The 23,363-nt window shown below is 60.9% G+C and carries 20 protein-coding genes; 18 read left to right on the forward strand and 2 right to left on the reverse strand.

Going from position 1 to position 23,363, the window contains the following annotated elements:
- Positions 1 to 194 precede the first annotated feature (194 nt).
- From HMPREF2928_RS00585 to folE, 6 genes are all read left to right on the forward strand, one after another.
- Positions 195 to 419 carry a helix-turn-helix domain-containing protein gene (locus tag HMPREF2928_RS00585; RefSeq protein ID WP_005504337.1) on the forward strand — a complete coding sequence of 75 codons (225 nt, stop codon included), beginning with the start codon at positions 195 to 197 and terminating at the stop codon, positions 417 to 419.
- A gap of 45 nt (positions 420 to 464) precedes the next feature.
- Positions 465 to 1,706, forward strand: a complete 1,242-nt coding sequence (locus HMPREF2928_RS00590; RefSeq protein ID WP_070616013.1) for a type II toxin-antitoxin system HipA family toxin — start codon at positions 465 to 467, stop codon at positions 1,704 to 1,706.
- A gap of 94 nt (positions 1,707 to 1,800) precedes the next feature.
- Positions 1,801 to 2,934 carry a tRNA lysidine(34) synthetase TilS gene (tilS, locus tag HMPREF2928_RS00595; RefSeq protein WP_070686973.1) on the forward strand — a complete coding sequence of 378 codons (1,134 nt, stop codon included), beginning with the start codon at positions 1,801 to 1,803 and terminating at the stop codon, positions 2,932 to 2,934.
- Between the two features lie 195 nt (positions 2,935 to 3,129).
- Entirely contained in the window at positions 3,130 to 3,681 is a 552-nt protein-coding gene (gene hpt, locus HMPREF2928_RS00600; RefSeq protein ID WP_005504342.1) for a hypoxanthine phosphoribosyltransferase, read from the forward strand.
- Positions 3,682 to 4,022: 341 nt separating this feature from the next.
- On the forward strand, positions 4,023 to 6,230 hold the full coding sequence (gene ftsH, locus HMPREF2928_RS00605; RefSeq protein WP_070686975.1) for an ATP-dependent zinc metalloprotease FtsH: 2,208 nt from the start codon (positions 4,023 to 4,025) through the stop codon (positions 6,228 to 6,230).
- The gene (folE, locus tag HMPREF2928_RS00610) at positions 6,217 to 6,801 is read left to right on the forward strand and encodes a GTP cyclohydrolase I FolE (protein ID WP_005507626.1); all 585 of its coding nucleotides are present in this window, start codon (positions 6,217 to 6,219) and stop codon (positions 6,799 to 6,801) included. The genes ftsH and folE overlap by 14 nt, the downstream gene beginning before the upstream one ends.
- A gap of 393 nt (positions 6,802 to 7,194) precedes the next feature.
- On the opposite strand, the gene HMPREF2928_RS00615 is transcribed toward folE, so the two are convergent.
- On the reverse strand, positions 7,195 to 7,395 hold the full coding sequence (locus HMPREF2928_RS00615; protein WP_371325813.1) for a hypothetical protein: 201 nt from the start codon (positions 7,393 to 7,395) through the stop codon (positions 7,195 to 7,197).
- 236 nt (positions 7,396 to 7,631) lie between these two features.
- Between HMPREF2928_RS00615 and folP the strand changes: the two genes are divergently transcribed.
- The 11 genes from folP to HMPREF2928_RS00670 all read left to right on the forward strand — a co-directional run bounded on the left by folP (position 7,632) and on the right by HMPREF2928_RS00670 (position 21,216).
- Positions 7,632 to 8,591: a dihydropteroate synthase gene (gene folP / locus HMPREF2928_RS00620; RefSeq protein WP_070686977.1), complete on the forward strand. Its 960-nt coding sequence runs from the start codon at positions 7,632 to 7,634 to the stop codon at positions 8,589 to 8,591.
- Between the two features lie 66 nt (positions 8,592 to 8,657).
- A complete protein-coding gene (gene folB, locus HMPREF2928_RS00625; protein WP_070616024.1) occupies positions 8,658 to 9,071 on the forward strand; it encodes a dihydroneopterin aldolase in 414 nt (137 codons plus the stop codon).
- Positions 9,071 to 9,667, forward strand: a complete 597-nt coding sequence (gene folK / locus HMPREF2928_RS00630) for a 2-amino-4-hydroxy-6-hydroxymethyldihydropteridine diphosphokinase (protein WP_070616026.1) — start codon at positions 9,071 to 9,073, stop codon at positions 9,665 to 9,667. The genes folB and folK overlap by 1 nt, the downstream gene beginning before the upstream one ends.
- A 45-nt stretch (positions 9,668 to 9,712) precedes the next feature.
- The gene (locus HMPREF2928_RS00635; RefSeq protein ID WP_005507616.1) at positions 9,713 to 10,231 is read left to right on the forward strand and encodes a DUF3180 domain-containing protein; all 519 of its coding nucleotides are present in this window, start codon (positions 9,713 to 9,715) and stop codon (positions 10,229 to 10,231) included.
- The gene (locus HMPREF2928_RS00640) at positions 10,218 to 10,991 is read left to right on the forward strand and encodes a PH domain-containing protein (RefSeq protein WP_070686979.1); all 774 of its coding nucleotides are present in this window, start codon (positions 10,218 to 10,220) and stop codon (positions 10,989 to 10,991) included. Before HMPREF2928_RS00635 ends, HMPREF2928_RS00640 begins: the two co-directional genes overlap by 14 nt.
- Positions 10,991 to 12,883: a PH domain-containing protein gene (locus HMPREF2928_RS00645; protein WP_070686981.1), complete on the forward strand. Its 1,893-nt coding sequence runs from the start codon at positions 10,991 to 10,993 to the stop codon at positions 12,881 to 12,883. Before HMPREF2928_RS00640 ends, HMPREF2928_RS00645 begins: the two co-directional genes overlap by 1 nt.
- A 106-nt stretch (positions 12,884 to 12,989) precedes the next feature.
- Positions 12,990 to 13,952: a Rossmann-like and DUF2520 domain-containing protein gene (locus HMPREF2928_RS00650; protein ID WP_012902776.1), complete on the forward strand. Its 963-nt coding sequence runs from the start codon at positions 12,990 to 12,992 to the stop codon at positions 13,950 to 13,952.
- Positions 13,949 to 14,896 carry a pantoate--beta-alanine ligase gene (panC, locus tag HMPREF2928_RS00655; protein WP_049337781.1) on the forward strand — a complete coding sequence of 316 codons (948 nt, stop codon included), beginning with the start codon at positions 13,949 to 13,951 and terminating at the stop codon, positions 14,894 to 14,896. Before HMPREF2928_RS00650 ends, panC begins: the two co-directional genes overlap by 4 nt.
- A 52-nt stretch (positions 14,897 to 14,948) precedes the next feature.
- Positions 14,949 to 16,532 carry a lysine--tRNA ligase gene (lysS, locus tag HMPREF2928_RS00660; protein ID WP_083311357.1) on the forward strand — a complete coding sequence of 528 codons (1,584 nt, stop codon included), beginning with the start codon at positions 14,949 to 14,951 and terminating at the stop codon, positions 16,530 to 16,532.
- A gap of 717 nt (positions 16,533 to 17,249) precedes the next feature.
- A complete protein-coding gene (locus tag HMPREF2928_RS00665) occupies positions 17,250 to 17,603 on the forward strand; it encodes a histone-like nucleoid-structuring protein Lsr2 (RefSeq protein ID WP_070616037.1) in 354 nt (117 codons plus the stop codon).
- A 1,045-nt stretch (positions 17,604 to 18,648) separates the two neighbouring features.
- Positions 18,649 to 21,216, forward strand: a complete 2,568-nt coding sequence (locus HMPREF2928_RS00670; RefSeq protein ID WP_070686986.1) for an ATP-dependent Clp protease ATP-binding subunit — start codon at positions 18,649 to 18,651, stop codon at positions 21,214 to 21,216.
- Positions 21,217 to 21,374: 158 nt separating this feature from the next.
- Here HMPREF2928_RS00670 and HMPREF2928_RS00675 read toward each other — a convergent pair whose 3' ends face one another.
- Complete coding sequence (locus tag HMPREF2928_RS00675) at positions 21,375 to 22,397, reverse strand: HhH-GPD family protein (RefSeq protein ID WP_070686988.1); 1,023 nt, start codon at positions 22,395 to 22,397, stop codon at positions 21,375 to 21,377.
- A gap of 92 nt (positions 22,398 to 22,489) precedes the next feature.
- On the opposite strand from HMPREF2928_RS00675, the gene HMPREF2928_RS00680 reads away from it, so the two are divergent.
- Entirely contained in the window at positions 22,490 to 23,272 is a 783-nt protein-coding gene (locus HMPREF2928_RS00680; protein WP_070686990.1) for a hypothetical protein, read from the forward strand.
- The last annotated feature ends 91 nt before the right edge of the window (positions 23,273 to 23,363 follow it).

Raw genomic sequence — 23,363 nt, forward strand, 5'->3', positions numbered from 1 at the left:
GTGCTGGAGGCGGTGGGCACGCCCCCTTTTGTTGTGCTCCTTGATTGTGTTCGGAGGTTCCGGGAATGGTGTGTGCGACCGAACTATTCTTCGGAAAACAGCCCCAGGGCACCCCTGGGAGTGCTAATATGGGCATATTACGAAGAATAGTTCGTATAACCTGAGGTTCTGTAGCGGTGAGGAGGAAACCCCCCATGGCATTCGACGCAACGGGGTTCGCGCAAGAATTTGGTGCGCAGGTTCGCGCCGTCCGCAAGTACGAAAAAATCACCCAAATGGAGTTGGCATGGATGGTCGGGCTCAGCGATAAAACAATCCGCGATATTGAGCGTGGGCTACCCGGCCCATCAATTGGTGCGGTCCTCAAGGTCGCCCAAGAGCTCGGCATCGAGCTGGCCATCACCAACCCCCTCACCTAACCCCTCCCGCACACTGCGATAGAAAACAGAACCTGGAGAAAAGCCATGACAGATGAACTTATGGCAGATGTCTATAAAGATGGTGTTCTCGCCGCATATTTGAGGCGAGACGCCAACGGGCTGATTCATTTCACTTACCGGGCAGATTATGAAGGCCCGGCAATTGCCACGAGCCTGCCTTTAAACGCGGAATATACCGCAGAATCAATTCCTCCTTTCTTTCAGAATCTTTTGCCCGAAGGCTATAGGCTCGACGTCGTTAGTTCCGAGAAAAAAATCAGCAAAAATAACACTCTGGGCTTATTGCTGGTGATTGGTTCTGACGTTCCAGGCGATGTGCAAATTATTGAGCACGGGCGGGAACTGTACACCGCCCCTGCCGCATTGGTGAACAACCCTGAGGTCGTTTCCTTTGCGGAACTTATGGGCACGGTTGACCGTCGAGGACTGCCTGGCGTTCAAGAAAAGCTGAGTGCCGTCATGAAAACCCTGCCCGTGCATTGGACGGGCGCTGGCTACGACGCGCTTCTGAAAATCAGCCCGCAACGCATGCCCGGGCTCGTGGAAAACGAAGCTGCCCACCTCACGGCGGCTGCACTCATGGGGATTCCTGTAGCTCAGCATGAGCTTGTCTATGATCGAGACGGCGTATCAGGTTTGATGGTCTCCCGTTTCGACCGAACACCCTCTGGGGGACGCATCGCTATGGAGGATGGCGCACAGATTTTGGGTGTTCCTTCGGGTGAGAAATACACGGAAGATAATCCTGCTGTGACAACAGAAAGTGTCATTCAAGCAATGGTGAAGCTTGCTGCTTCCCCTGCTATTGCCCGCAGGAATCTTTACATGCATTTTCTCTACGCTTGGCTGACCGGCAATGGGGACCTGCACGCAAAAAATATCTCGCTCCTCAAGGGACGCCGTGGATGGGAAGTAGCTCCTATCTACGACATCCCCTGTTCGCTCGTGCACATTAAATCTCTATCCATGGCGCTTAGCGTCAATGGAAAAGATAATTCGAATCCCGGTGACGGTTCGCCGCCCGAAGATTGGAAGATTACTGTTGACGATTGGCTTGCTCTCGCAGAGACTATCGGTCTTCCGCCTAAGGTGCAGAAAGACGCTCTAACGCGTGCTCTCAAAGCGGCTCGAGCAGTTCGCTGGCCCACAGACCGAGCCGCCCCGGGATATGTTTTCAACTCGAATGCCTCACCGTTTAAGGCCATGCAGAAAGAGTTGGAACGCCGCCAGGACGAGTTTGAAGAGTACCTTCATACGCGCTCCTAAGGCTCCTGACTTCTTGAGCCTTCGTTATTTCTAAATTCTCCTCGTGAAGTATCTATCTACATAGATACTTCGCAATTTCTATAAAGGAACCACCATGCAGAATGGACGCGCAGGACGCCTGCACCCCGCCGTCGGCACTGCCCGCCGCCACCTCGCCGCCGCCCTCGAAAAGCTCCTCGGCGCCGGAAGCATCAAAGCCACCGGACGCTCCCGCACCGCCTCCACCGCGGACGCCGCCGACCTGCCCCTGCTCCTGGTCGCCTGCAGTGGCGGCCCCGACTCCCTCGCGCTGGCGGCCATCGCCGCGCACTTCGCCCGCCGCGGCGACGTACGCGTAGGCGCCATCATCGTCGACCACGGCCTACAAGAAGACTCCGCCGCGGTCGCCGCGCAGACCGCGCAGACCCTCACCGACCTGGGGCTTCACCCCGTCATCACCGAAAAAGTGCAGGTTCCCGTCGGGAACATGGGCCCCGAAATGGCGGCGCGCACCGCCCGCTACACCGCCTTCACGAAAGCCGTTGAGGCGACCGGCGCCCGCGCCGTACTGCTCGGCCACACCCTCGACGACCAGGCAGAAACCGTGCTACTCGGCCTAAGCCGTGGCTCCGGCACGCGCTCCCTTGCCGGTATGCCGCCCGTGCGCGTCGAAGAGGGTGTCACCTACCTGCGCCCCTTCCTCGGCCTGCGCCGCACCGACATGCTCGACATCTGCGACGCCGAAACCCTCACCCCCTGGATCGACCCGACCAACGCCGACGAAACCCTCATGCGTGCCCGCATCCGCCACAGCGTGCTGCCCTACCTGGAAGAGCACCTCGGCGGGGACGTCGCCCGCTCCCTGGCGCGCACCGCCTCCGTAGCTGGCCCCGACGCCGAATACCTCGACGAGCAGGCACAGGCAGCCTACAAGCAGGCGCTCCTACCCACCGGAACCGCCGTGCGCGGCATCGAACGTGAGGACGCCGTGCTGCTGGACCGTGCGCAGGTGGCGGCGCTGCACCCGGCGCTTCGATTGCGTGTGCTTGCGACCGCCTGCAAGACCGCCGGGGGAGAGAACCCGGGCTTCGAGCGACTGCAGGCGCTGGACTCTTTCACCGCCGAATACGCGATAGCTGGGCCCGTTCAGATGCCCGGTCACGTGAACGCGTACCGTCGCCGCAAAATTGTGCATCCGGCAACCGCTGAACGCCTGGACGTGCTCGTATTAGTGCCAACTCGACCCTAACTAGGTGCCCAGCTAGGTGCCCGCGGAGCCCCCTCAGCACACACTATCTGCGTGGTGAGGTGCGCCGCGGCGCCGTTTTAAGCCATACTTAAGGCGAACACCATCCACATTGTCCGCTGTGGGAAGGCATGAAACCCCTCACCCGGGGCCCCGGCGGAGGCGCAGAGCGTCTAAAAGAATACGAAGGAATACATCGTGCAGGCTATCGACGTGCAGGACGATATCAAGAACGTTCTCTTCAGCAAGGAAGAGATTAATGCGAAGGTCGCCGAACTGGCGGCGCGCATCGACGAAGACTACGCCGGTAAGGACGTGCTGTTGGTGGGTGTTCTCAAGGGCGCCATCATGATCATGGCTGACCTTTCCCGCGCTCTCAAGGGCCACTACACCATGGATTGGATGGCTGTTTCTTCTTACGGTTCCGGCACCAAGTCCTCCGGCGTTGTGCGTATCCTCAAGGACCTGGACACCGACCTGGTGGGCCGCAACGTCCTGATCGTTGAAGACATCATTGACTCCGGCCTGACCCTGGCATGGCTGCAGCAGAACCTGATTTCTCGCGGCGCAGCTTCCGTTGAGATTTGCACCCTGCTGCGCAAGCCCAAGGTCGTCAAGGCTGACGTTGAGGTCAAGTACGTCGGCTGGGACATCGAGCCCGAGTTCGTCGTTGGTTACGGCCTGGACTTCGCTGAGAAGTACCGCAACCTGGACTGCGTCGCAACCCTGCACCCGCACGTTTACTCCTAAGCCTTCACCTCAGCAACCATACTGTAGGTAGTTACGCCCCGCCTCCTCACTCTTGTGGGGGAGCGGGGCGTTGCTGTACCCGCCGGTGGATGTACGTGGAGGCGGGAGGCGCATCCGCCAAGACGGGCCGCCGCCGGTGTACCAGCCGCCGCAGATACCCGGCGAAGAAGATGCACTTTCACCCCCGCCGAGTGCTACAACCCTTTAGCCCGCAGGTGAAATAGAGAAGCCCGGTACCTAGCCGCCCGCCGGGGTAGGGTACATTTAAGGTTGCACCGTTGGGTGTTCCGGCAGGCATGCCGCACCCCAACGGGTTACAGCCGCAACGTAAGGACAAAGCATTGGCGCAAAACCCCAATACTCCGCAGAAAGGCTCGGAGGGCTTCCTGAAGAAGCTGATTAACGGCCCCTGGTTCTGGCCGGGTGCAGCTCTCGTAATCATGCTGGCTTTCCTCATGGCCTCCTTCTTCACTCAGCCCTCGCGTCAGGTGGACACCAACGTGGGTCTTCAGCTGCTCAACGACCACCAGGTCAAGAGCGCAAAGATCTACGACGGCGACCAGCGCGTCGAGCTGCAGCTAAAGGACGACTACAAGAAGGGCAACGACAACTACGGTAAGTCGGTGCGCTTCTACTACGTGCAGCCCCGCGGCGACGAAGTTGCTAAGGCAATGGAATCCGCCGAGCTGGAAAGCTACACGGACCAGCCCGTTGAGCACAGCTTCCTGGGCTCCCTGATGTCCCTGCTTCTGCCGATTCTGCTCTTTGGTGTGCTCTTCTGGTTCCTGATGGGACGAGTCGGAGGCGGCTCCTCCGTCATGAGCTTCTCCAAGTCCCGCGCGAAGAAATTCACCAAGGACAAGCCGGAAGTCCGCTTCAGCGACGTCGCCGGCGTGGACGAGGCGCTCGCCGAGCTGGAAGAAGTCCGCGAGTTCCTGGCTGAACCCGAAAAGTTCACCCGCCTGGGTGCAAAGATTCCCAAGGGCGTGCTGCTGTACGGCCCTCCCGGCACCGGTAAGACCCTGCTCGCCAAGGCTGTGGCGGGCGAGGCTGGCGTGCCGTTCTACTCGATTTCTGGCTCTGACTTCGTTGAAATGTTTGTGGGTGTGGGTGCGTCCCGCGTGCGCGACTTGTTCAAGGAAGCGAAGAGCGACCCCGCCGCCATCGTCTTCGTCGACGAGATTGACGCTGTTGGCCGCCGCCGCGGCGTCGGCATGGGCGGCGGTAATGACGAGCGTGAGCAGACCCTGAACCAGCTGCTGGTTGAGATGGACGGCTTCGACGGCAACTCGAACGTCATCGTCATTGCGGCAACGAACCGACCCGACGTTCTGGACCCGGCGCTGCTGCGTCCCGGCCGTTTTGACCGTCAGATTGGTGTGGACGCCCCCGACATGCAGGGCCGCGAACACATCCTGCGCGTTCACGCCGCAGGCAAGCCGATCGCTAACACCGTTGACCTGGCACAGGTTGCTAAGCGCACCCCCGGCTTCACCGGTGCTGACCTGGCGAACGTCATGAATGAGGCGGCTCTGCTGACCGCCCGCGATAACGGCAACGTGATTGACGACCGCGCTATCGACGAGGCAATCGACCGCGTCATGGCTGGTCCGCAGCGTTCCTCGCGCATCATGAACGAGCACGAGCGTAAGGTCACCGCATACCACGAGGGCGGTCACGCCCTGGTCGCGGCGGCACTGCGTAACTCCGCGCCGGTCACCAAGATTACGATTCTTCCGCGCGGTCGCGCCCTGGGTTACACCATGGTCATGCCGCAGGACGACAAGTACTCCACGACCCGCCACGAACTGCTCGACCAGATGGCGTACGCGATGGGTGGCCGTGCCGCTGAGGAGATCGTCTTCCACGACCCGTCCACCGGTGCGTCTAACGACATTCAGAAGGCAACCGACACCGCCCGCAAGATGGTCACCGACTACGGCATGAGTGCCGTGATTGGTTCCGTGAAGCTCGGCGGCGAAGACACCGAACCGTTCCTCGGTGGCGGCGGCGCTTCGGCACGCAACTACTCCGACGCGACCGCGGCAAAGGTTGACGCTGAGATCCGCGCCCTGCTGGAGCAGGCACACGATGAGGCATTCCAGATTCTGCTGGAAAATCGCGATATTCTGGACCGCCTGGCGTTCGCCCTGCTCGAGAAGGAAACCCTGCTCGAGAACGAAATTGCCGAAATCTTCAAGGATGTTCGCAAGCGCCCCGAGCGTGAGCACTGGTACTCCAAGCCGACCCGCGAGCGTACCGACATCCCGCCGGTGAAGGCACCGAGTGAGCTGGCGAAGGAAGCCGAAAAGTCTGAGGAAGCACCTGCCGAGGCGCCGACTGTTCCGGTAGCACCGGCTGCACCCGCGCAGCAGGTTCCGGTAGCACCTACGCAGCCGTTGCCGCCTCAGGCGCCCCTCACCAACCCGGACGCCGACCCGACCGTCGCAATGCCCACCCAGCAGTACCCGAACTACCCCGCCCCTCCGGCGCAGCGCCCGGAGAGCGGCACCCCGAACCAGAATGGAGCAGAGAATGAGCGAGGCTAAGAACGCCGTCGACCAGCCGCGTATTGAGGCTGCCGTCCGTGAGATTCTGCTCGCGATTGGTGAGGACCCGGACCGTGACGGCCTGCAACAGACCCCGGCACGTGTGGCGCGTGCCTACGCGGAGTTCTTCTCAGGCCTGCACCAGGACGCCGGCGAGATTCTGGGCACGACTTTCGACATTGCCCACTCTGAGATGGTGCTGGTGAAGGACATCCCGTTCTACTCGACCTGTGAGCACCACCTGGTGCCGTTCCACGGCGTGGCGCATGTGGGTTACATTCCGGGCCCGGACGGTAAGGTGACCGGTCTGAGCAAGCTCGCCCGCGTGGTGGATCTGTATGCTCGCCGCCCGCAGGTGCAGGAGCGTCTGACTACGCAGGTGGTGGAGGCTCTGGAGGAGCACCTGAACCCGCGCGGTGCGATTGTGGTGATTGAGGCTGAGCACATGTGCATGTCGATGCGCGGTGTGCGTAAGCCGGGCGCGAAGACCGTGACTAGCGCGGTGCGCGGTGCGCTGATGAACGGCGCAACCCGTGCGGAGGCGATGAGCCTGATCTTCTCGCAGCGCTAAGCGCATGCAATGAGCATATAGCTATACGCCAGGGGGCAGGATTCTAAGGAATCCTGCCCCCTTGCGCTATACCCCTGCGCTGTGCGGTCGCATGTGTTGGGCCGCATGACGAGTGCCCTTGCGTAGAGGGCGTCATCAGCTGTAGAGTAGTACCACTAGTACCGGCACCACTCCTTCGGGAGTACAGGACCGGTCTTCTTTTTTATGTGATTGACGCTCATCCCTCATCTGGGGGCAGGCGCACTCTAGACACGCTGAAAGGGGCGGAGGTGAAAACCTCCGCCCCTTTTCGCATCGCCAAAGTGCTCTGAGAATGTGTTCTGAGCCGGTACCTTCCGCGGGGCGTGGCAGCGCCGGTAGTGCCGCACCGCAGAAGCTAGAAGAGCCCCGCCGCTAACGCTGCAAGCTACCCTTCGCCTCGCTCGGATTATCCCAGCCCAGGGCAAGAGTCGCGATCAAGCCCACGGCAATGAAACCGCAACCGGTCGCGGTGCCGAAAGCAATCCAGCGCACGGCAGGAGCACCTTCAGCGAGCACAATAGTCACCAGCGCGGCAAGAGCTACCAGGGAGAGAATCCAAGCTCCAGTCTTCATATTCACAATGAGTCACTTCCTAGAGTATGTATGTGTGGGTGCGCGCCACCGACCGGGAACGCGCCCGGCACGGTATGCGTGCCCTCCCAGCATACCCTTAAATAAGTATCTGTAATGCAAGTATTGCATGCCGTGTCCCCAGAATCGACCCCACAGCTACCCCAACCCCCACCCCAATCACTGTGTCAATCACTGCGGCAAACTCCACCGCACCGCAGATTCGGTACGATAAACCCATGACTGAATCCACACACACCACCCGTGTAGCCCCCCTGCCCTGCGACGCGCTCGCCGCCGAACGCACCCTCGTGATGGGCATCCTCAACGTCACCCCCGACTCCTTCAGCGACGGCGGCCAGCACTACGCCGCCACCGACGCCATCGCCCGCGCCGCCCGCATGATTGCCGAGGGCGCCTCCATTATCGACATTGGCGGTGAGTCCACCCGCCCCGGTGCCGTGCGCATCAGCGTGGAGGAGGAGCAGCGCCGCATCCTGCCCGTCATCGAGGCAGTCGCGCAGATGGGCACCACCATCAGCGTGGACACCATGAACCCGCAGACCGCTCGCGCCGCCATTGCCGCCGGTGCGCACATCATTAACGATGTGTCCGGTCTGAACGTCAGCAATGAAATGATTGAAACCGCCGCTGAACTGCAGGTGCCGTACATCCTCATGCACGCCCGCGGCACCTCCCAGACCATGGACAGCCTGGCGGAGTACCCGCGCGGCGTGGTCACCGAGGTTGTGGAGGAGCTGACCGGCCTGCGTGAGCGTTTCCTTGCCGCCGGTGTGCTGCCCCAGAACCTGATTCTTGACCCGGGTCTGGGCTTCGCGAAGGGCGGCATGCAGGATTGGGAGCTGCTCGCCGCCATTGACGAGCTACAGGGCCTGGGCCACCGCCTGCTCATTGCCGGTTCCCGCAAGCGTTTTATCGCCAACGCTCTGACCGCGGCGGATATGGCGCTGGCCGAGCGCCTGAACGCGAGCGGCTTCACCGCAACCGATGCGGGTGAGGCTGAACGCGAACTGTGGCAGCCGCTGTCGGAACCGCGCCCGGCTCAGCACCGTGCGGCAGCCTCTGCGGCGGTGACCGCCCTGGTGGCGGCGCGCGGCGTGTGGGCGGTGCGCGTGCATGACGTGCCCGCCAGCGTGGATGCGGTGACGGTCGCCTCCGCGCTGCGCTCCGTAAGCTAAGGCTCTGTCAGCTAGAACCACCACCCCACAACCTCCGACTACCCGAATACCCTCTAGGAGACCCCAATGACCCAGGCAGATTACGCCCTCCACGACCGCATCACCCTCACCGGCATTACCGCCAAGGGATACCACGGCGTGCTCGACTTTGAGAAGCGCGACGGCCAGCCCTTCGTCGTGGACGCGACCCTGTACAGCGATTTTTCCGCCGCAGCCGCTACGGATGACCTGACGAAGACCACGAACTACGCGCTCGTGGTTGACCTGATTCACCGCCACGTGACGAACGGTTCGCTGGACCTGATTGAGACCCTTGCGGTGAACATTGCCGAGGGTATCCTTGCGATGTTTGAGCTTGTGGAGGCGGTGGAGATTACCGTATCGAAGCCGCAGGCGCCGATTGAGTTGCCGTTCGGTAACGTTGCGGTGAGCGTGTTCCGTGAGCGCGCCGCGGAGCGTGTCGTGGAGGGCGGCCGCTAGTGGCGGGCGCAGCAGAATATACACACCGCGCTGTGTTGGCGTTGGGCTCGAACCTGGGCGAAAGCGAAGACACCCTGGAGCGTGCCGTCGCCGACCTGGTGGCGGGCGGCGTGCAGCTGGTGCGCGCCTCCGGGTTGTACCGTACCGCCCCGGTGGGTGGCCCGGCGGGTCAGCCGGATTTTGTGAACGCGGTCATTGAGGTGGCCACTGACCTGGGCGCCTACGAGCTGCTGAAACTGTGTAATGCGGTGGAGGCGGCACATCACCGTGAGCGCCTGGTGCGTTGGGGACCGCGCACCCTCGATATTGACGTGATTGACTATGACGGCGTGATCTCTGAGGATCCGGTGCTGACTTTGCCGCATCCGCGGGCGCAGGAGCGTGCTTTTGTGCTGGTGCCGTGGGCGCAGATGGACCCGCAGGCGTACCTGACGGTGACCCGGCGTGCGGAGCCTTCGGGGGAGCGGCCGGATGAGGTTCCTGCGCCGCTGAGCCGCGAGGTCGTGAACGTTGCGGAGCTGTCCCGCACGCTGCTTGGGGCGGATGAAGACGCTATTAGCTATATGCGTGAGATGCAGGTACCTGATCAGCCTTAAATGTGGCACTCTGGAAGGTAGAGGAACCTACCGAAAGGAAACACCATGAAGCCCCTGAGTTATCGGGCGATTATTGTGGCGGCTGTGTGCGGTGCCGCTGCCGCTCTTATGGTGAATTCCGTGATGATTGGCGCCGGTTTTGGTGAGCTGAATTTTTCGTGGATGCTCGGCGCGGTGTGCCTGCTGGTTGCGGCGGGCGCCGTGTGGCTGGGGGTGCAGGTGGCTCGTTATCGTCGTATTCAGACGCGTGAGAAGGTACCCCATATGGGTCCGATTCTTGCGGCGCGTGCGGTGGCGTATGCGCAGGGTTCCATCATGACCGGTGCCCTCTTGACGGGCTGGTGCGCTGCGATTCTTGGCTACCATGTGGCGATGGTGTCTGTGCGCGGTTTTTCGGTGGTCTTTTGGGAGGTTCTTGTTAATTGTGTGGGCAGTGTTGCCCTGCTGATTGCTGGCCTGTGGGCTCAGCATTGTTGTCGTATTCCGCCGGAGGATGATGAGGATGCGGCCTCCTCTTCCGGTGCTGTAAAGCCGCGAGAGGGAGGAACCTATGTCGGCTCCTAACCAGAATAGTTATTCGCCGAATGGTCAGTACGGGCAGGACGCCCAACAGGGTCAGTATGGTCAGAGCCAGCCTGCTCAGCAGAACCAGTACGGGCAGTACCAGCAACCCTACGGTCAGGCTGGTGCCCCGTATGGACAGCAGACCCCGTATGACCAGCAAGCGCAGTATGGGCAACAGACACAGCACGGTCAGCAGGTTCCGCCCGCTGCCGCGTACCCGAACGCGCCTCAGCCGGTTTCCGCGCAGCCGGTAGCCTCTCAGCCCGTGCCGGAGCCGCAGTGGGTGCCCGCCGCATCCGGCTACCTGACGGTTCGTTTTGTTCACACTATTTCTGCCTTGGCGCTCCCGATTCTTGCGGGTGTTGCCGTGTATTGTGCGGGCGCGTTCTTCGGCGGCCCGGAGGCGCTACGCATCGTCGGTCTGGCGGTGGTCGCGGTGTTTGGTCTGTGGGGTCTGTGGTGGATTCTGACCACGCCGCGCCGTACTCGCGCGCTCGGCTACGCGCTGGAGTCGAATCACCTGATGGCTCGCCGCGGTATCGTGTTCCGTTCGATGAGCTCCATGCCGTACGGTCGCATCCAGTATGTTGATGTGGATTCGGGTCCGCTGGAGCGCATGTGCGGTGTTGCCCGCCTGACGGTGCGCACGGCGGGTACGACCACCGGCACGATGGTGCTGTTCGGTATTCCGCTGAACGTGGCGGAGGAGTTGCGCGCGGATCTGGTGCGCCGCGCCGATGAGCGAATGGCGGCACTCTAATGAGTACCCCGGTTCCGAATAATAACGCCCCGAACTCTCAGGAGCAGAAGTGGTGGCGTGCCGATATCCGCACGTTCATCATGAACCTCTGGTTCATTATTCTGCTGGCGTTCGGCTTCTTCCAGAGCATTATCCTGAATATTTTGACCACCCCGCCGAACGAGTGGGGCGCGCGGCTGACGCAGGCATTTGATGAGAACAGTAGCTACTTCAGCGCAACGTACTCGCAGCTTATCGGCTTCGCCGTGCTCGTGCTGATTCTGGTTGCTGGCTCGATTGACTGGTGGTTTACCCGCTATAGCCTGGACGATTTGGCGATTCACCGCCGTAGCGGTTTTCTGTTCAAGAAGAACCGCACGATCCGTCTGGAGAGCGTGCAGAGCGTGGACATTTCGCGTCCTCTGGTGGCTCGTCTGCTGGGTCTGTCGGAGCTGCGTTTTGAGGTGGCTGACGGCTCTTCGGAGGCGCTGCACATCAAGTACGTTTCTGCCCGCAAGGCGGAGGTTCTGCGCCGCACCGCGATGGCGAGTATTAACCTGCTGCGTTCGGAGGCGGCTGGCCGCCCGGTCGATGTGCTGCCCGATAGCATGCAGATTTCGGCGGAGCGCATGCCGGATGCGAATCAGCTGCACCAGCCGTTTGAGGCATCTTACGAGGCGTCCTATGGTGCGCCTCTGCAGGACGGTACCGTACAGGACGGCACTCAGCTGGTAGCGCCTCAGCAGGGCGCCCAGCAGCTCGCACCCGAGCAGTCTGCACCCCAGCGCCCCGGTACTCAGCAGCCCGGCGCATCCCGCCGCGGCGCTCGCATGCCGATGCCGGTCACGGCTGACCCCTCACAGCCGCCGATTTTCCGCATCTCGAATGTGCGTCTGATTGCCTCCATCATGCTGGAGCACCTGGTGTGGCTGGTGCCCGCCGTGGCCCTCATGGTCGGTGCCGCGGTCATTGCCGCGATGATGGGCGGCGAGAGCCCGTTCCTCATTTTCATGGCGATGCTGCCCGGTATGTTCGCGCCCATGGTCGGTTATGTGGTTGCCCTCTGGACACGTTTTGACGGTGCCGCGAACTTCAAAATCACCCCCAGCGGTCAGGGCGGCGTGACCCTGCGCTACGGTTTCACCGGCACGCACACCCAGAACGTGATGGTTGAGCGTATTCAGGCACTCGCCGTGGAGCAGTCCATCCTGTGGCGTGCGTTCGGCTGGTACCGCATCAAGATGACCATTGCCGGTATTGGTATTGAGAAGAACGACAACCAGAAGGTTGTGACCCGCAATGTTGCCCTGCCGGTTGGCAATAAGCAGGAGACGCTGATGGTGTTGCGCCTGCTGTTGCCCGCCCTGGATGAGGCGCAGGCGCAGGTGCTGCTGGATACCGCTGATGGTTCGCTGAAGAGTCAGAAGCCGCAGGTTCCGGCAATGATTGTGACGCCCTCTTCGGCGCGCTGGATGGACCTGCTCACCTGGAAGCGTAACGGCGTGACCACGGTCGGTTACACTGCCGGTTCGGTGCAGGCGAGCACCCGCATTGATTCTGATGCGGCACGTTCGAGCGTTGGTGAGCATACGCGGGGCGACCTGCTGCTGATTCGTGGCGGCTACTTTATCCGCACGCTGTCGATTGTTCCGGTCAGCCGTGTGCTGAGCGTGAGCCGAGGTCAGGGCCCGCTGCAGCGTGCCTTCGGATGCGCGAGCGTGCATTTCGGTACGGTGCCCGGCCCGGTGCGCACCCTCATGATGCACTTGCCGCCGCGCGTCTGCGAGGATTTGGTGTGGTTGATGACGGTTCGGCTGGAGGGTATTGAGCCCTACTACCGCGTACCGGAACCCGCGCTGGGTTCTGTGCCTGCTGCAAACGGGTACAGCGCGAACGGGTACGGTGCGCTCTAACCCGCCGGGTTAGCGGGCAGCAAAACTGCAGATCGCGCCCTGCCGTCAGTGTTCTTCGTGACACCGACGGCAGGGCCTGCGTAAAAGGGAGAATATACTTAAAGCCGTGATACAGCATTCAAAACCTGCGCGTTTGGGCATTGGAATTATTTCAGCCGGGAGGGTCGGATCCGTCCTCGGTGCGGCTTTGCGCGCCTGCGAGCACACTATTGTGGGTGTTCACGCGGTGTCTGAGGCTTCTCAGGAGCGCGCCGCGATGCTGCTTCCCGATGTGCCGCTGCTGCCGGTGGAGCAGATTGCTGAGCGTAGCGAATTGCTGATTCTTGCGGTTCCCGATGATGAGCTGCCGGGCCTCGTCACCTACCTGGCGTCCTCGGGAAGTATTACCGCCGGTCAGATTCTGGTGCACACCTCCGGCCGTCACGGCACCGAGGTTCTCGCACCGGCGACCGCGCTGGGCGCTATCGGTTTGGCGATTCACCCCGCCATGACGTTTACCGGCATGTCCGTGGACCTGCAGCGTCTGAACGGCACCTGCTTCGCAGTGACCGGGCCTGCACCGTTCATCCCGATTGCTCAGGCACTCGTGGTGGAGATGGGCGGCGAACCCGTGCACGTTGCCGAGGCCGACCGAGCGCTCTACCACGCAGCCCTAGCGCACGCCGCGAACCACCTCGTGACCATCCTGGGTCAGTCCCAGCAGATGCTCGCCTCCATCGGTATTGAGGACCCGGCACGCTACATGGGGCCGCTCGTTCGAGCCGCCGTGGATAATGCGCTCGCCAGCGGTGAGGGTGCTCTCACCGGGCCCGTGGCACGCGGAGACGCAGGCACCGTGAAGGCTCACCTTCAGGCTCTGAATGAGTACTCAGAGCATGAGAAAACAGGTGATATTACAGACTCTTATGCCGCTCTGGCACACGCAACCGCAAAAAGAGCGCATAATAGAGGTTTGTTAAACGATGAACAACTGGGACGAATTGAGAATCTGCTGGGTGAGTCTTCGGACCGCAACCACCCCGGCGATATTGATGATTCAGCCCCCGAAAACAAGGAGTTCTCGTCATGACTGAGACTTCGATGCCCCGAGTCGTGACCACCATTGCGGATTTCCGCACGGCAATCACCGAATCCCTTGCCGCAGCGCAGGAAGAACTGGACCGGGCAGCCCGCCAGGAGGCGGAGCAGAACGGCACCGCAGTTCAGTACACGAACGCATCCCTGGGCTACGTGCCCACCATGGGCGCCCTGCACGACGGCCACGCAACCCTGTTGCGTCGCGCCACTGAACAGAATGATGTAGTGGTCGCCTCCATTTTTGTGAACCCGCTGCAGTTTGGCCCCGGCGAGGATTACGAAGCATACCCGCGCACCCTGGAGGCAGACGCTGCCCTGGCTGGTGCCGCCGGCGTGAGCATCATCTTCGCACCTTCTGTGGAGGAAATGTACCCCGATGGTGACCCGCTCATCCGCATTTCGAGCGGCGAGCTGGGCACCAAGTTTGAGGGTGCGACCCGTCCGGGCCACTTTGATGGCGTGCTGGCCGTGGTCAATAAGTTCTTCAACATTATTCGCCCCGCAGCCGGTAACCACCCGGTGAACGCGTACTTCGGTCAGAAGGACGCTCAGCAGTACATCCTGATTCAGCGTATGGTGCACGATTTCAACCACGACGTGACCATGCGCCCTGTGGCGATTGTTCGCGACGATAACGGTCTGGCGCTGTCTTCGCGTAATGGCTACCTGTCGGATGAGGAGCGCGAGTCTGCCCTGGTGCTGTCCCGCACCCTGGCGATGCTGCGTGAGAATTCGCTGAACCGTGGCTTCCACGAGATTGATTTGGACGGTGCGCGTGAGCGTATCAACTCCACTCCGGGTGTACGCCTTGACTACCTGGAACTGGTCGACCCGATGACTTTCGGTGAGCCGACTGAGGAGTCGGAGCGAGTGCTGGCACTGGTTGCTGCGTTCGTTGGCCCGACCCGCCTGATTGACAACATGGACCTGCGCTAAGCGTTCGTTCGTTTAGAAGAGTCCCCAACACACTACACAGATAGGTATCACTGTGAGCACTGAGCACACTGCCGCACCGGCGATTGCTGATATGTCTGAGCAGATGCAGATTCGCCTGGAAAAGCGTGCGAAGCTAATCGAGTCGGGTCGCGAGGCATACCCGGTGGGTCTGCTGGATTCTGAGGGTAACCGCGTGGAGCCCAACCACATTGAGGATTTGCGCGCCGAGTACGACCCGAAGCTGGAGTCCGGCGAGCTGAAGGCAGGCGACGAGACCGAGCGTGTGGTGCACGTGGGTGGCCGCGTGGTGTTCGTCCGTAACACCGGTAAGCTGTGCTTCGCGACCCTGCAGGGTGGCACCGAGGGTAAGCGCATCCAGGCGATGCTTTCGCTGGCTGAGGTGGGCGAGGAGTCCCTGGCGGAGTGGAAGTCCCTGGTTGACCTGGGTGACCACGTGTTCGTGACCGGCCGCGTGATTGTTTCTCGCCGTGGCGAGCTGTCCATTATGGTGACCGATTGGAAGATGGCGTCGAAGGCTCTTCGCCCCATGCCGGTTCTGCATAAGGACCTGAACGAGGAAACCCGCGTTCGCCAGCGTTACCTGGACCTGATGGTTCGCGAGGAGGCTCGCGAGCTGGTGAAGAAGCGCGCCCTGATTACCCGCACTGTCCGCCGCGTGCTGGAGGATCACGGCTACATTGAGGTTGAGACCCCCGTTCTGCAGCTGGTGCACGGTGGCGCGACTGCTCGCCCGTTCCGCACCCACCTGAACGCTTTTGATCAGCCGATGACCATGCGTATTGCGACCGAGCTGCCGCTCAAGCGCGCAGTGGTGGGCGGTATTGAGCGCGTGTACGAGATTGGCCGCGTGTTCCGTAACGAGGGCGTGGATTCGACCCACAGCCCCGAGTTCACCACCCTGGAGTGCTACGAGGCGTATGCCGACCAGTTCGTGATGGCTGAGCGCATGAAGGAGATTATCCAGAGCTGCGCAAAGGCTGTCGGTACTGAGCGTATTGAGACTGAGAACGGCACCATCGACCTGTTCGGTGAGTGGAAGTGGGTTGGCGTGTACCCGGGCCTGTCTGAGGCTGTGGGCGTTGAGATCACCCCCGAGACTGACGCTTCGGTTCTGCGTGAGATCGCTGAAAAGCACGAGGTTGACATCGACCCGAAGTGGGACGCTGAGAAGCTGGTGACCGAGCTCTTCGGTGAGATTGTTGAGCCGACCCTGGTGAACCCGACCTTCGTGTACGATTACCCGCCGAGCGCTCAGCCGCTGGCGCGTCCGCACCGTTCCGGTGAGCCGCTGATTGAGGCGTGGGACCTGATTATTGGCGGTATGGAGCGCGGTACCGCGTTCTCCGAGCTGATTGACCCGGTTATTCAGCGTGAGCGCCTGACCGCTCAGTCGCTGCTTGCTGCTGCCGGTGATGACGAGGCGATGGAGCTGGATGAGGACTTCCTGCGCGCCCTGGAGCACGGTGCACCCCCGATGGGTGGCATCGGTCTGGGTATTGACCGCCTGATCATGCTGCTGGCGGGCGACCAGGATCCGGAGCGTCCGGGTACCGTGGTGCGTCAGCCCGGTATTCGTGAGACCATTCTCTTCCCCCTGATGAAGCCGGAAGCCTAAGCTTTAGCTTCACCTCGAGGGTTGCTTATACTTCGCCTTGAGAGGCGATAATGCGGCGGGTGCCGCGGATACGGTTGTATCTGCAGCACCCGCCGTTTTTGCGTGCACTCTTTTGCACGGTGTATAGCGTGTGGTGTGGGCTTGGATTGGTATTTGCACAGGTCAGGGGCGTTTTTCGGTGCTTTTTTGCTCTATTCGGGTGCTGATTTATGCTGCTCTATTCGTTCTGGCGGGTGTTTCTGTTCTTGTACACAAATGTGTTGTGCAGAAAAGAATGAGGTGCTGGGATAGGGGTAGAATTTCGCTTTTGAATAGAGCTGAAATGCTATGGTGCGAATGGTCTATTGTGCAGACTCGTACGGGCGCTATATTTCACTCAGATTGTCGGGGACGCCGGGGCGCATTATTAGGTGTCTTTGTCTCTGGGGGCTGTGTCTGCTGTCTGGAAGAATCCAAAGTATTTGCACTCTGAACTTCGCTTTAATGTTCTTGTGGCGGATGCAGATTTAACGGGGATGCACAGAAGCGATATATCGCTGCGGGTGATTGGTGCATTGTTTCAATGCTCAGAATATTTTCGGAATTTTTAATATAGTTCTGTTACTATATGAAAGAAAATTAGTACATAAATATATCCGGCACATTATTTTCTCAATCCCGATAGAGGCTTTTGGGTTTACTCCACAGGATATATGCAACAGATGAGGAGGTGCCTCAATGGCACAGAAGGTTCGCATCATCCTTGAAGACGATCTCGATGGCGGCCCCGCAGACGAAACTATCCGTTTTGGCCTGGACGGCGCTCACTACGAAATCGATCTGTCCTCCGCAAACGCAGCTCGCCTGCGTGACGCTATCCGCCCCTTCGTAGCGAAGTCCCGCCGCGTGCAGGGTGCCGCTACCCAGCGCACCCGTGCTCCCCGTGGCACCGCTGCTCCGGTTAAGCGCAACCCCGAGACCGCAGCAATCCGCGAGTGGGCTAAGGCTAACGGCCACAAGGTTTCTGACCGCGGTCGTATCCACCAGGACATTCAGGACGCATACTACGCAGCAATGAAGGCTCAGGACTAAAGGTTCTAAGTTATTGCGTGTAACCGGAGGTGCTGGTTCTTTAGGACTATAAACCTCCGGGTGCTCAAGGCGGGCGGTGTTATCACCGCCCGCCTTTTGTTGTGCCCCCTTATGCGTTGTGTGTTTTGTGTATCTAATGGGGCGTGTTTTGTGCCTAATTCCAATTAACTATTTACGCGTAAAATATATTGGGCTGGTTGATGGTACATTCTGTGCAATGATGAGGGGGTGTTGGTCGGCCACAGCGGCATAGTTTGCATTCAGATTCTGCGTTCATTTAGATTTCATGCATCGGCAGGAAGGCTAAAGGTGTTGTTGCATTAATCTCTTCGGTGCGGTTGTTATGTGCCGTTGTTGTGCGCCGAGATATTCTCCCTGTAAGAGGTACAGAGCGCACCCTGAATAGAGTCGAAAATAATAAGTGCCCTACCTATGTGTCAACGTGGGGATTTCCTCTGATGTCGAGATGATTATCGGATGGAATTCTGACGCAGATCGCCTGAAGATTATGCGGAAATATATACCGGAAATGGTGCTGTATATATTTTTGCGAATTATTGAAATTTCTCACTTAAACATATAAATTTTTAAAAATTTCTGCAATATATTCACGCGCGTGCAGAAAACATGCGGTTTGAGTGTTGGTCTGTGTGGCTTCTTTTGGGTTCTTCTCTTCCGTAAACCCGTGTATCGGCACTGTAGACCCTCGGAACCCACTTGTAGCACCTTCCCGCGGTACATCCGACGGTAATATGCGCACACTCTGCACAGACTGCCTCCGCAAAAACAGCCAGCCCCGGCAAAAACAGGTAGCACTAACCGGGCGGCACCCGTCCATCTTCAGGGTAGGCTCACCTGCGTGAGCTAGACCCCTCAAAACCGCCCCGAACCCCGCCAGAAGCCCCGAAGCCGCGCCTAAACCGCCCCTAGAACGCCCCGAACAGCTCATCTGTTCTCTTGATGGCGAACAGACGCCCATCAGCCCGCCCTTTCAGCCGCGCTCAACGTACTCTTGTATCAATAGGAAAATGCAAGGAGTGCGTAAATGTTTGAACGCTTTACCGATCGAGCTCGGCGCGTTGTGGTGCTTGCCCAGGAAGAGGCACGCATGCTCAACCACAACTACATCGGTACCGAACACCTTCTGCTCGGTCTGATTCACGAGGGCGAAGGCATCGGTGCTCGCGCCCTGGAATCATTGGGCGTTACCCTGAACGCAGTACGTGAACAGGTTCAGGACATCGTCGGCCCCGGCCCCCAGGCCCCCAACGGACACATCCCCTTCACCCCCCGCGCGAAGAAGGTTCTCGAACTGTCCATGCGCGAGGCTATTCAGCTGAACCACGGCTACATCGGCACCGAACACATCCTGCTGGGCATGGTTCGTGCGAACGAGGGCGTGGCAAACCAGGTGCTGGTCAAGCTGGGCGCTGAGCCCGCCGCTGTGCGCCAGGCTGTTATGGACCTGATTTCCGGCTACCCCGGCAACAACTCCGGCGAGAAGGAAACCGCCGGCGTGGGTGCAGGTAACTCTCGCGAAGGCACTCCCGCGGGTTCCACGATTCTGGATCAGTTTGGCCGCAACCTCACCGCCGCAGCGCGTGAGGGCGAGCTGGACCCGGTCATCGGTCGCCACAAGGAGATGGAACGCGTCATGCAGGTCCTCTCCCGCCGTACCAAGAACAACCCCGTGCTGATTGGTGAGCCCGGCGTCGGTAAGACCGCCGTCGTGGAGGGCCTGGCACAGGCTATCGTGCACGGTGACGTCCCCGAAACCCTCAAGGACAAGCACCTGTACACCCTGGACCTCGGCTCCCTGGTCGCAGGTTCGCGCTACCGCGGTGACTTCGAAGAGCGCCTGAAGAAGGTCCTGAAGGAAATCCGCTCCCGCGGCGACATCATCCTGTTCATCGATGAGATTCACACCCTCGTCGGTGCGGGTGCCGCTGAGGGCGCGATTGACGCTGCCTCCATCCTCAAGCCCATGCTGGCTCGAGGCGAACTGCAGACCATCGGTGCAACCACCCTGGACGAGTACCGCAAGCACATTGAGAAGGACGCCGCCCTGGAGCGCCGCTTCCAGCCGATTCAGGTTGAGGAGCCCTCCCAGGAGCTCGCCGTGCAGATCCTCAAGGGTGTGCGCGATAAGTACGAGGCACACCACCGCGTCACCATTACCGACGAGGCAATTGAGACCGCCGTGAACCTTGCGGCACGCTACATCTCTGACCGCTTCCTGCCGGATAAGGCTGTCGACCTGATTGACGAGGCGGGCGCACGCCTGCGCATCAAGCGCATGACCGCACCCCCGGAAATCAAGCTTCTCGACGAGAAGGCAGCCAAGCTGCGCCAGCAGAAGGAAGACGCCATCAACTCCCAGGATTACGAGAAGGCCGCAGGCCTGCGTGATCAGGAGCAGAAGGTCCTGGCTGAGAAGGAAGAAGCTGAGAAGGCATGGCGCGAAGGCGGCGACGCATTCGGCACCGTGACCCCCGAGGTTATTTCTGAGGTTCTTGCTGCTTCCACCGGTGTTCCGGTCTACAAGATCACCGAGGAAGAGTCGACCCGCCTGCTGACCATGGAGCAGGAGCTCCACAAGCGCGTTATCGGTCAGGAGCACGCTATTGCGGCACTGTCCCGCGCTATCCGCCGTACCCGCGCAGGTCTGAAGGACCCGCGCCGTCCCGGTGGTTCGTTCATCTTCGCCGGCCCGACCGGTGTGGGTAAGACCGAGCTTGCCAAGGCTCTTGCCGAGTTCCTGTTCGGCGATGAGGATTCGCTCATCACCCTGGATATGTCCGAGTACCAGGAGAAGCACACCGTCTCCCGTCTGTTCGGTGCGCCTCCCGGCTACGTTGGCTACGATGAGGGCGGCCAGCTGACCGAGAAGGTCCGCCGCAAGCCCTTCTCCGTGGTCCTGTTCGACGAGGTGGAGAAGGCTCACGCCGACCTGTTCAACTCGCTGCTGCAGATCCTGGAAGACGGTCGACTGACCGACTCGCAGGGTCGCGTGGTGGACTTCAAGAACACCGTCATCATCATGACCACCAACCTGGGTTCGCGTGACGTGAACCGCCGCATCCCGGTCGGTTTCCAGGCGATGGATGACACTGCAGCCGACTACGAGCGCATGCAGGCACGCGTGATGGAGAACCTCAAGGAGCACTTCCGCCCCGAGTTCCTGAACCGTGTGGATGACATCATTGTCTTCCCGCAGCTCTCCGAGTCTGAGATTCTGCAGATCGTGGACCTGTTCGTGGGTCGCCTGGCTAAGCGCCTGGCGGAGCAGGACATGTCCATTGAGCTGACCAACGCTGCGAAGGTCCTCATGGCGGCTAAGGGTTACGACCCGTCCATGGGTGCTCGTCCGCTGCGCCGCGAGATGCAGCGCAACATTGAGGACGCCCTGTCCGAGAAGATCCTCTTCGGCGACATCAAGCCCGGTGAGAAGATCACCGTGGACGTTGATGGTGAGGGCGACTCCGCGGAGTTCGTCTTCTCTTCTCAGCCGATGAAGGAGCTGGCTCTGGACTCGGTGCAGGAGCTGAACGAGGATGCCGCAGAGGCTCCTGCAGCTGAGGCACCTGCCGCTGAGGGCCAGGGCAACGACTAAGCTCTGGAATAAGTCCTAGGTAGCTAGGCTTAGCGCACTAAACGCCTGTGGGGCGGTACCGGATAATTTCGGTACCGCCCCACAGGCGTTTTCTGTCTTCTCAAGGCTCCAGCTTCTAAAGGCCCCAGAAGCCCCCAGGGGCCTTTCTGCGGCGGGTACTAGAGCGAGACGAGCACAGTACCGCCCTGCGTGACTTCGCGGGCGAGAGAGTCCGCCAGAAGCCCCGCGTAGCAGCGCTGCAGCTGCTCGGCGGCGGGGGAGAGCGCATACAGCGCCTTGAGTGGGCGGTGCACCGCGGCGGGTGCATCCGCCGGGAAGGCCAAGTCAGGCGAAGCTGATGCACCAGTGGCCGCAGTGGTGCCTGCACCCAGGATGAGGTCGCGTTCCACCGGCTCATGCGCCGCACGCAACACCGCCATGACTGCGCCGCGCACCTGGCGGTCCGTGCCGTGCCAGCTCTGACCCTTGGGGGTGTAGTCCGCCTCCGGCTTGCCTGCCGCAACCCAGGCACACAGATCCTCCACCGGGCACAGCTCGCAGGTCGGGGACTTCGCCGTGCAGACCAGCGCACCGAGCTCCATGGTCGCCGCGTTCCACAGGCAGGAGGTGGGGGTATCGGCGGGCATGAGCGCCTCCGCCAGGCGAGTCTCAGCCGCCGTCAACGAACGCGAGGGCAACGCCTTACCGGACACAGCGCGCGCGTGCACGCGGCGGATATTCGTATCAATCACCGTGGCGCGCAGGCCGAACGCGAACACGCTAATCGCCGCCGCTGTGTAGGAACCCACGCCCGGCAGATCCAGTAGCGCCTCGTAGTCGGCGGGAACCTCACCGCCGTGCTGCTCCACAATCGCCACAGCGGCACCGTGCAGACGCTGCGCGCGGCGCGGGTAACCCAGGCGGCCCCAGGCGCGCACCGCTTCCGAGGTGGGCTCGGCGGCAAGGTCAGCGGGGGCGGGCCAGCGGCGCATCCACTCCTCCCACACGGGCAGCACGCGCTTGACGGGGGTCTGCTGTAGCATGAACTCGCTGACCATCACACCCCAGGGGGTGCACTCGTCGCGGCGCCACGGAAGGTCGCGTGCCTGGTCGAGGAACCACTGGTTGATGCGTTGGTGAAGCGCTTCAACATTAGTTCCTTCAGGGAGGTGTTGGGTAGGGGCGGATGCTTCTGTGGTCATCCGAAAAGCCTACGCCACGGGGCATATATTCCCAAAACCGCATGAACAGAGTTCACTGTGAATCTCAGGGTTAAACCCGGTATCCTTGAAGTATGTCTGAAAATGGTCCCGTTCTGCCTCCCGAAGTGTACCGCCGCCGTCGTATCGTGGCGGTTATTGCTCTGCTCGCTGTCATTCTGCTGCTGGTCGCCGGCGTGACCTCCATGGTCGGCATGATTAACGGCAAGAAGGACGCCACTGTAGCCTCCACCGCGACGGCTTCCGGTGCGCCCTTCCAGAGCTTCAGTGCTCGCCCCTCCGAAACTGCTTCGGCAACCCCGTCCGCTAGTGCGACTGCCTCGGCTACCGCAACTGCCTCGGCTAGCGCTTCGGTAACCCCTTCGGTGACTGCATCTGCAGCACCCACTGCAAGCGCGACCACCGCTACCCCCGTAGCAACCCCGACCACGCCCGCGCCGACTCCGAGCGTGACCACTGCGGCTGTTGTTGCGGCGTGCACCGCGAACGACCTGAAGGTGACCGTCACCCCCGCGAAGCGTACCTTCGCAGCCGGTGAGCAGGTGTCCTTCCACGTGACCTACACGAATTCCTCGAAGACCCCCTGCGCTGTGGGCGGCGAGGGTGCAAACACCGGCGTGGATCTGAACATTACTTCCGGTGCAGCTCAGGTGTACACCCGTAGCCTGTGCGCGGCGACCGCCGTTCAGAAGTCTGAGGTAGCCGCAGGTGCTGAGGGTGCAACCGACCTGGCGTGGGATCGTAAGATCAACGTCCTGGGTTGCTCCTCCGCTTCGACCGCTCAGAAGGGATCTTACTGGGCGACTGCCACGGTGAATGGTGTGACTTCGGCTCAGGTGAACTTTGTGATTCAGTAGTTCACTTCTATAGTTTTCGCCCGTGAATGGGCACGCAAAAGCCCCCGTGCTGGATATTCTCTGAACTGCCTCCCGTTTCTTGGACAACGAA

This window comes from Rothia sp. HMSC072B04 (genome assembly GCF_001813725.1).
In the GTDB taxonomy this organism is placed as follows: domain Bacteria; phylum Actinomycetota; class Actinomycetes; order Actinomycetales; family Micrococcaceae; genus Rothia; species Rothia mucilaginosa.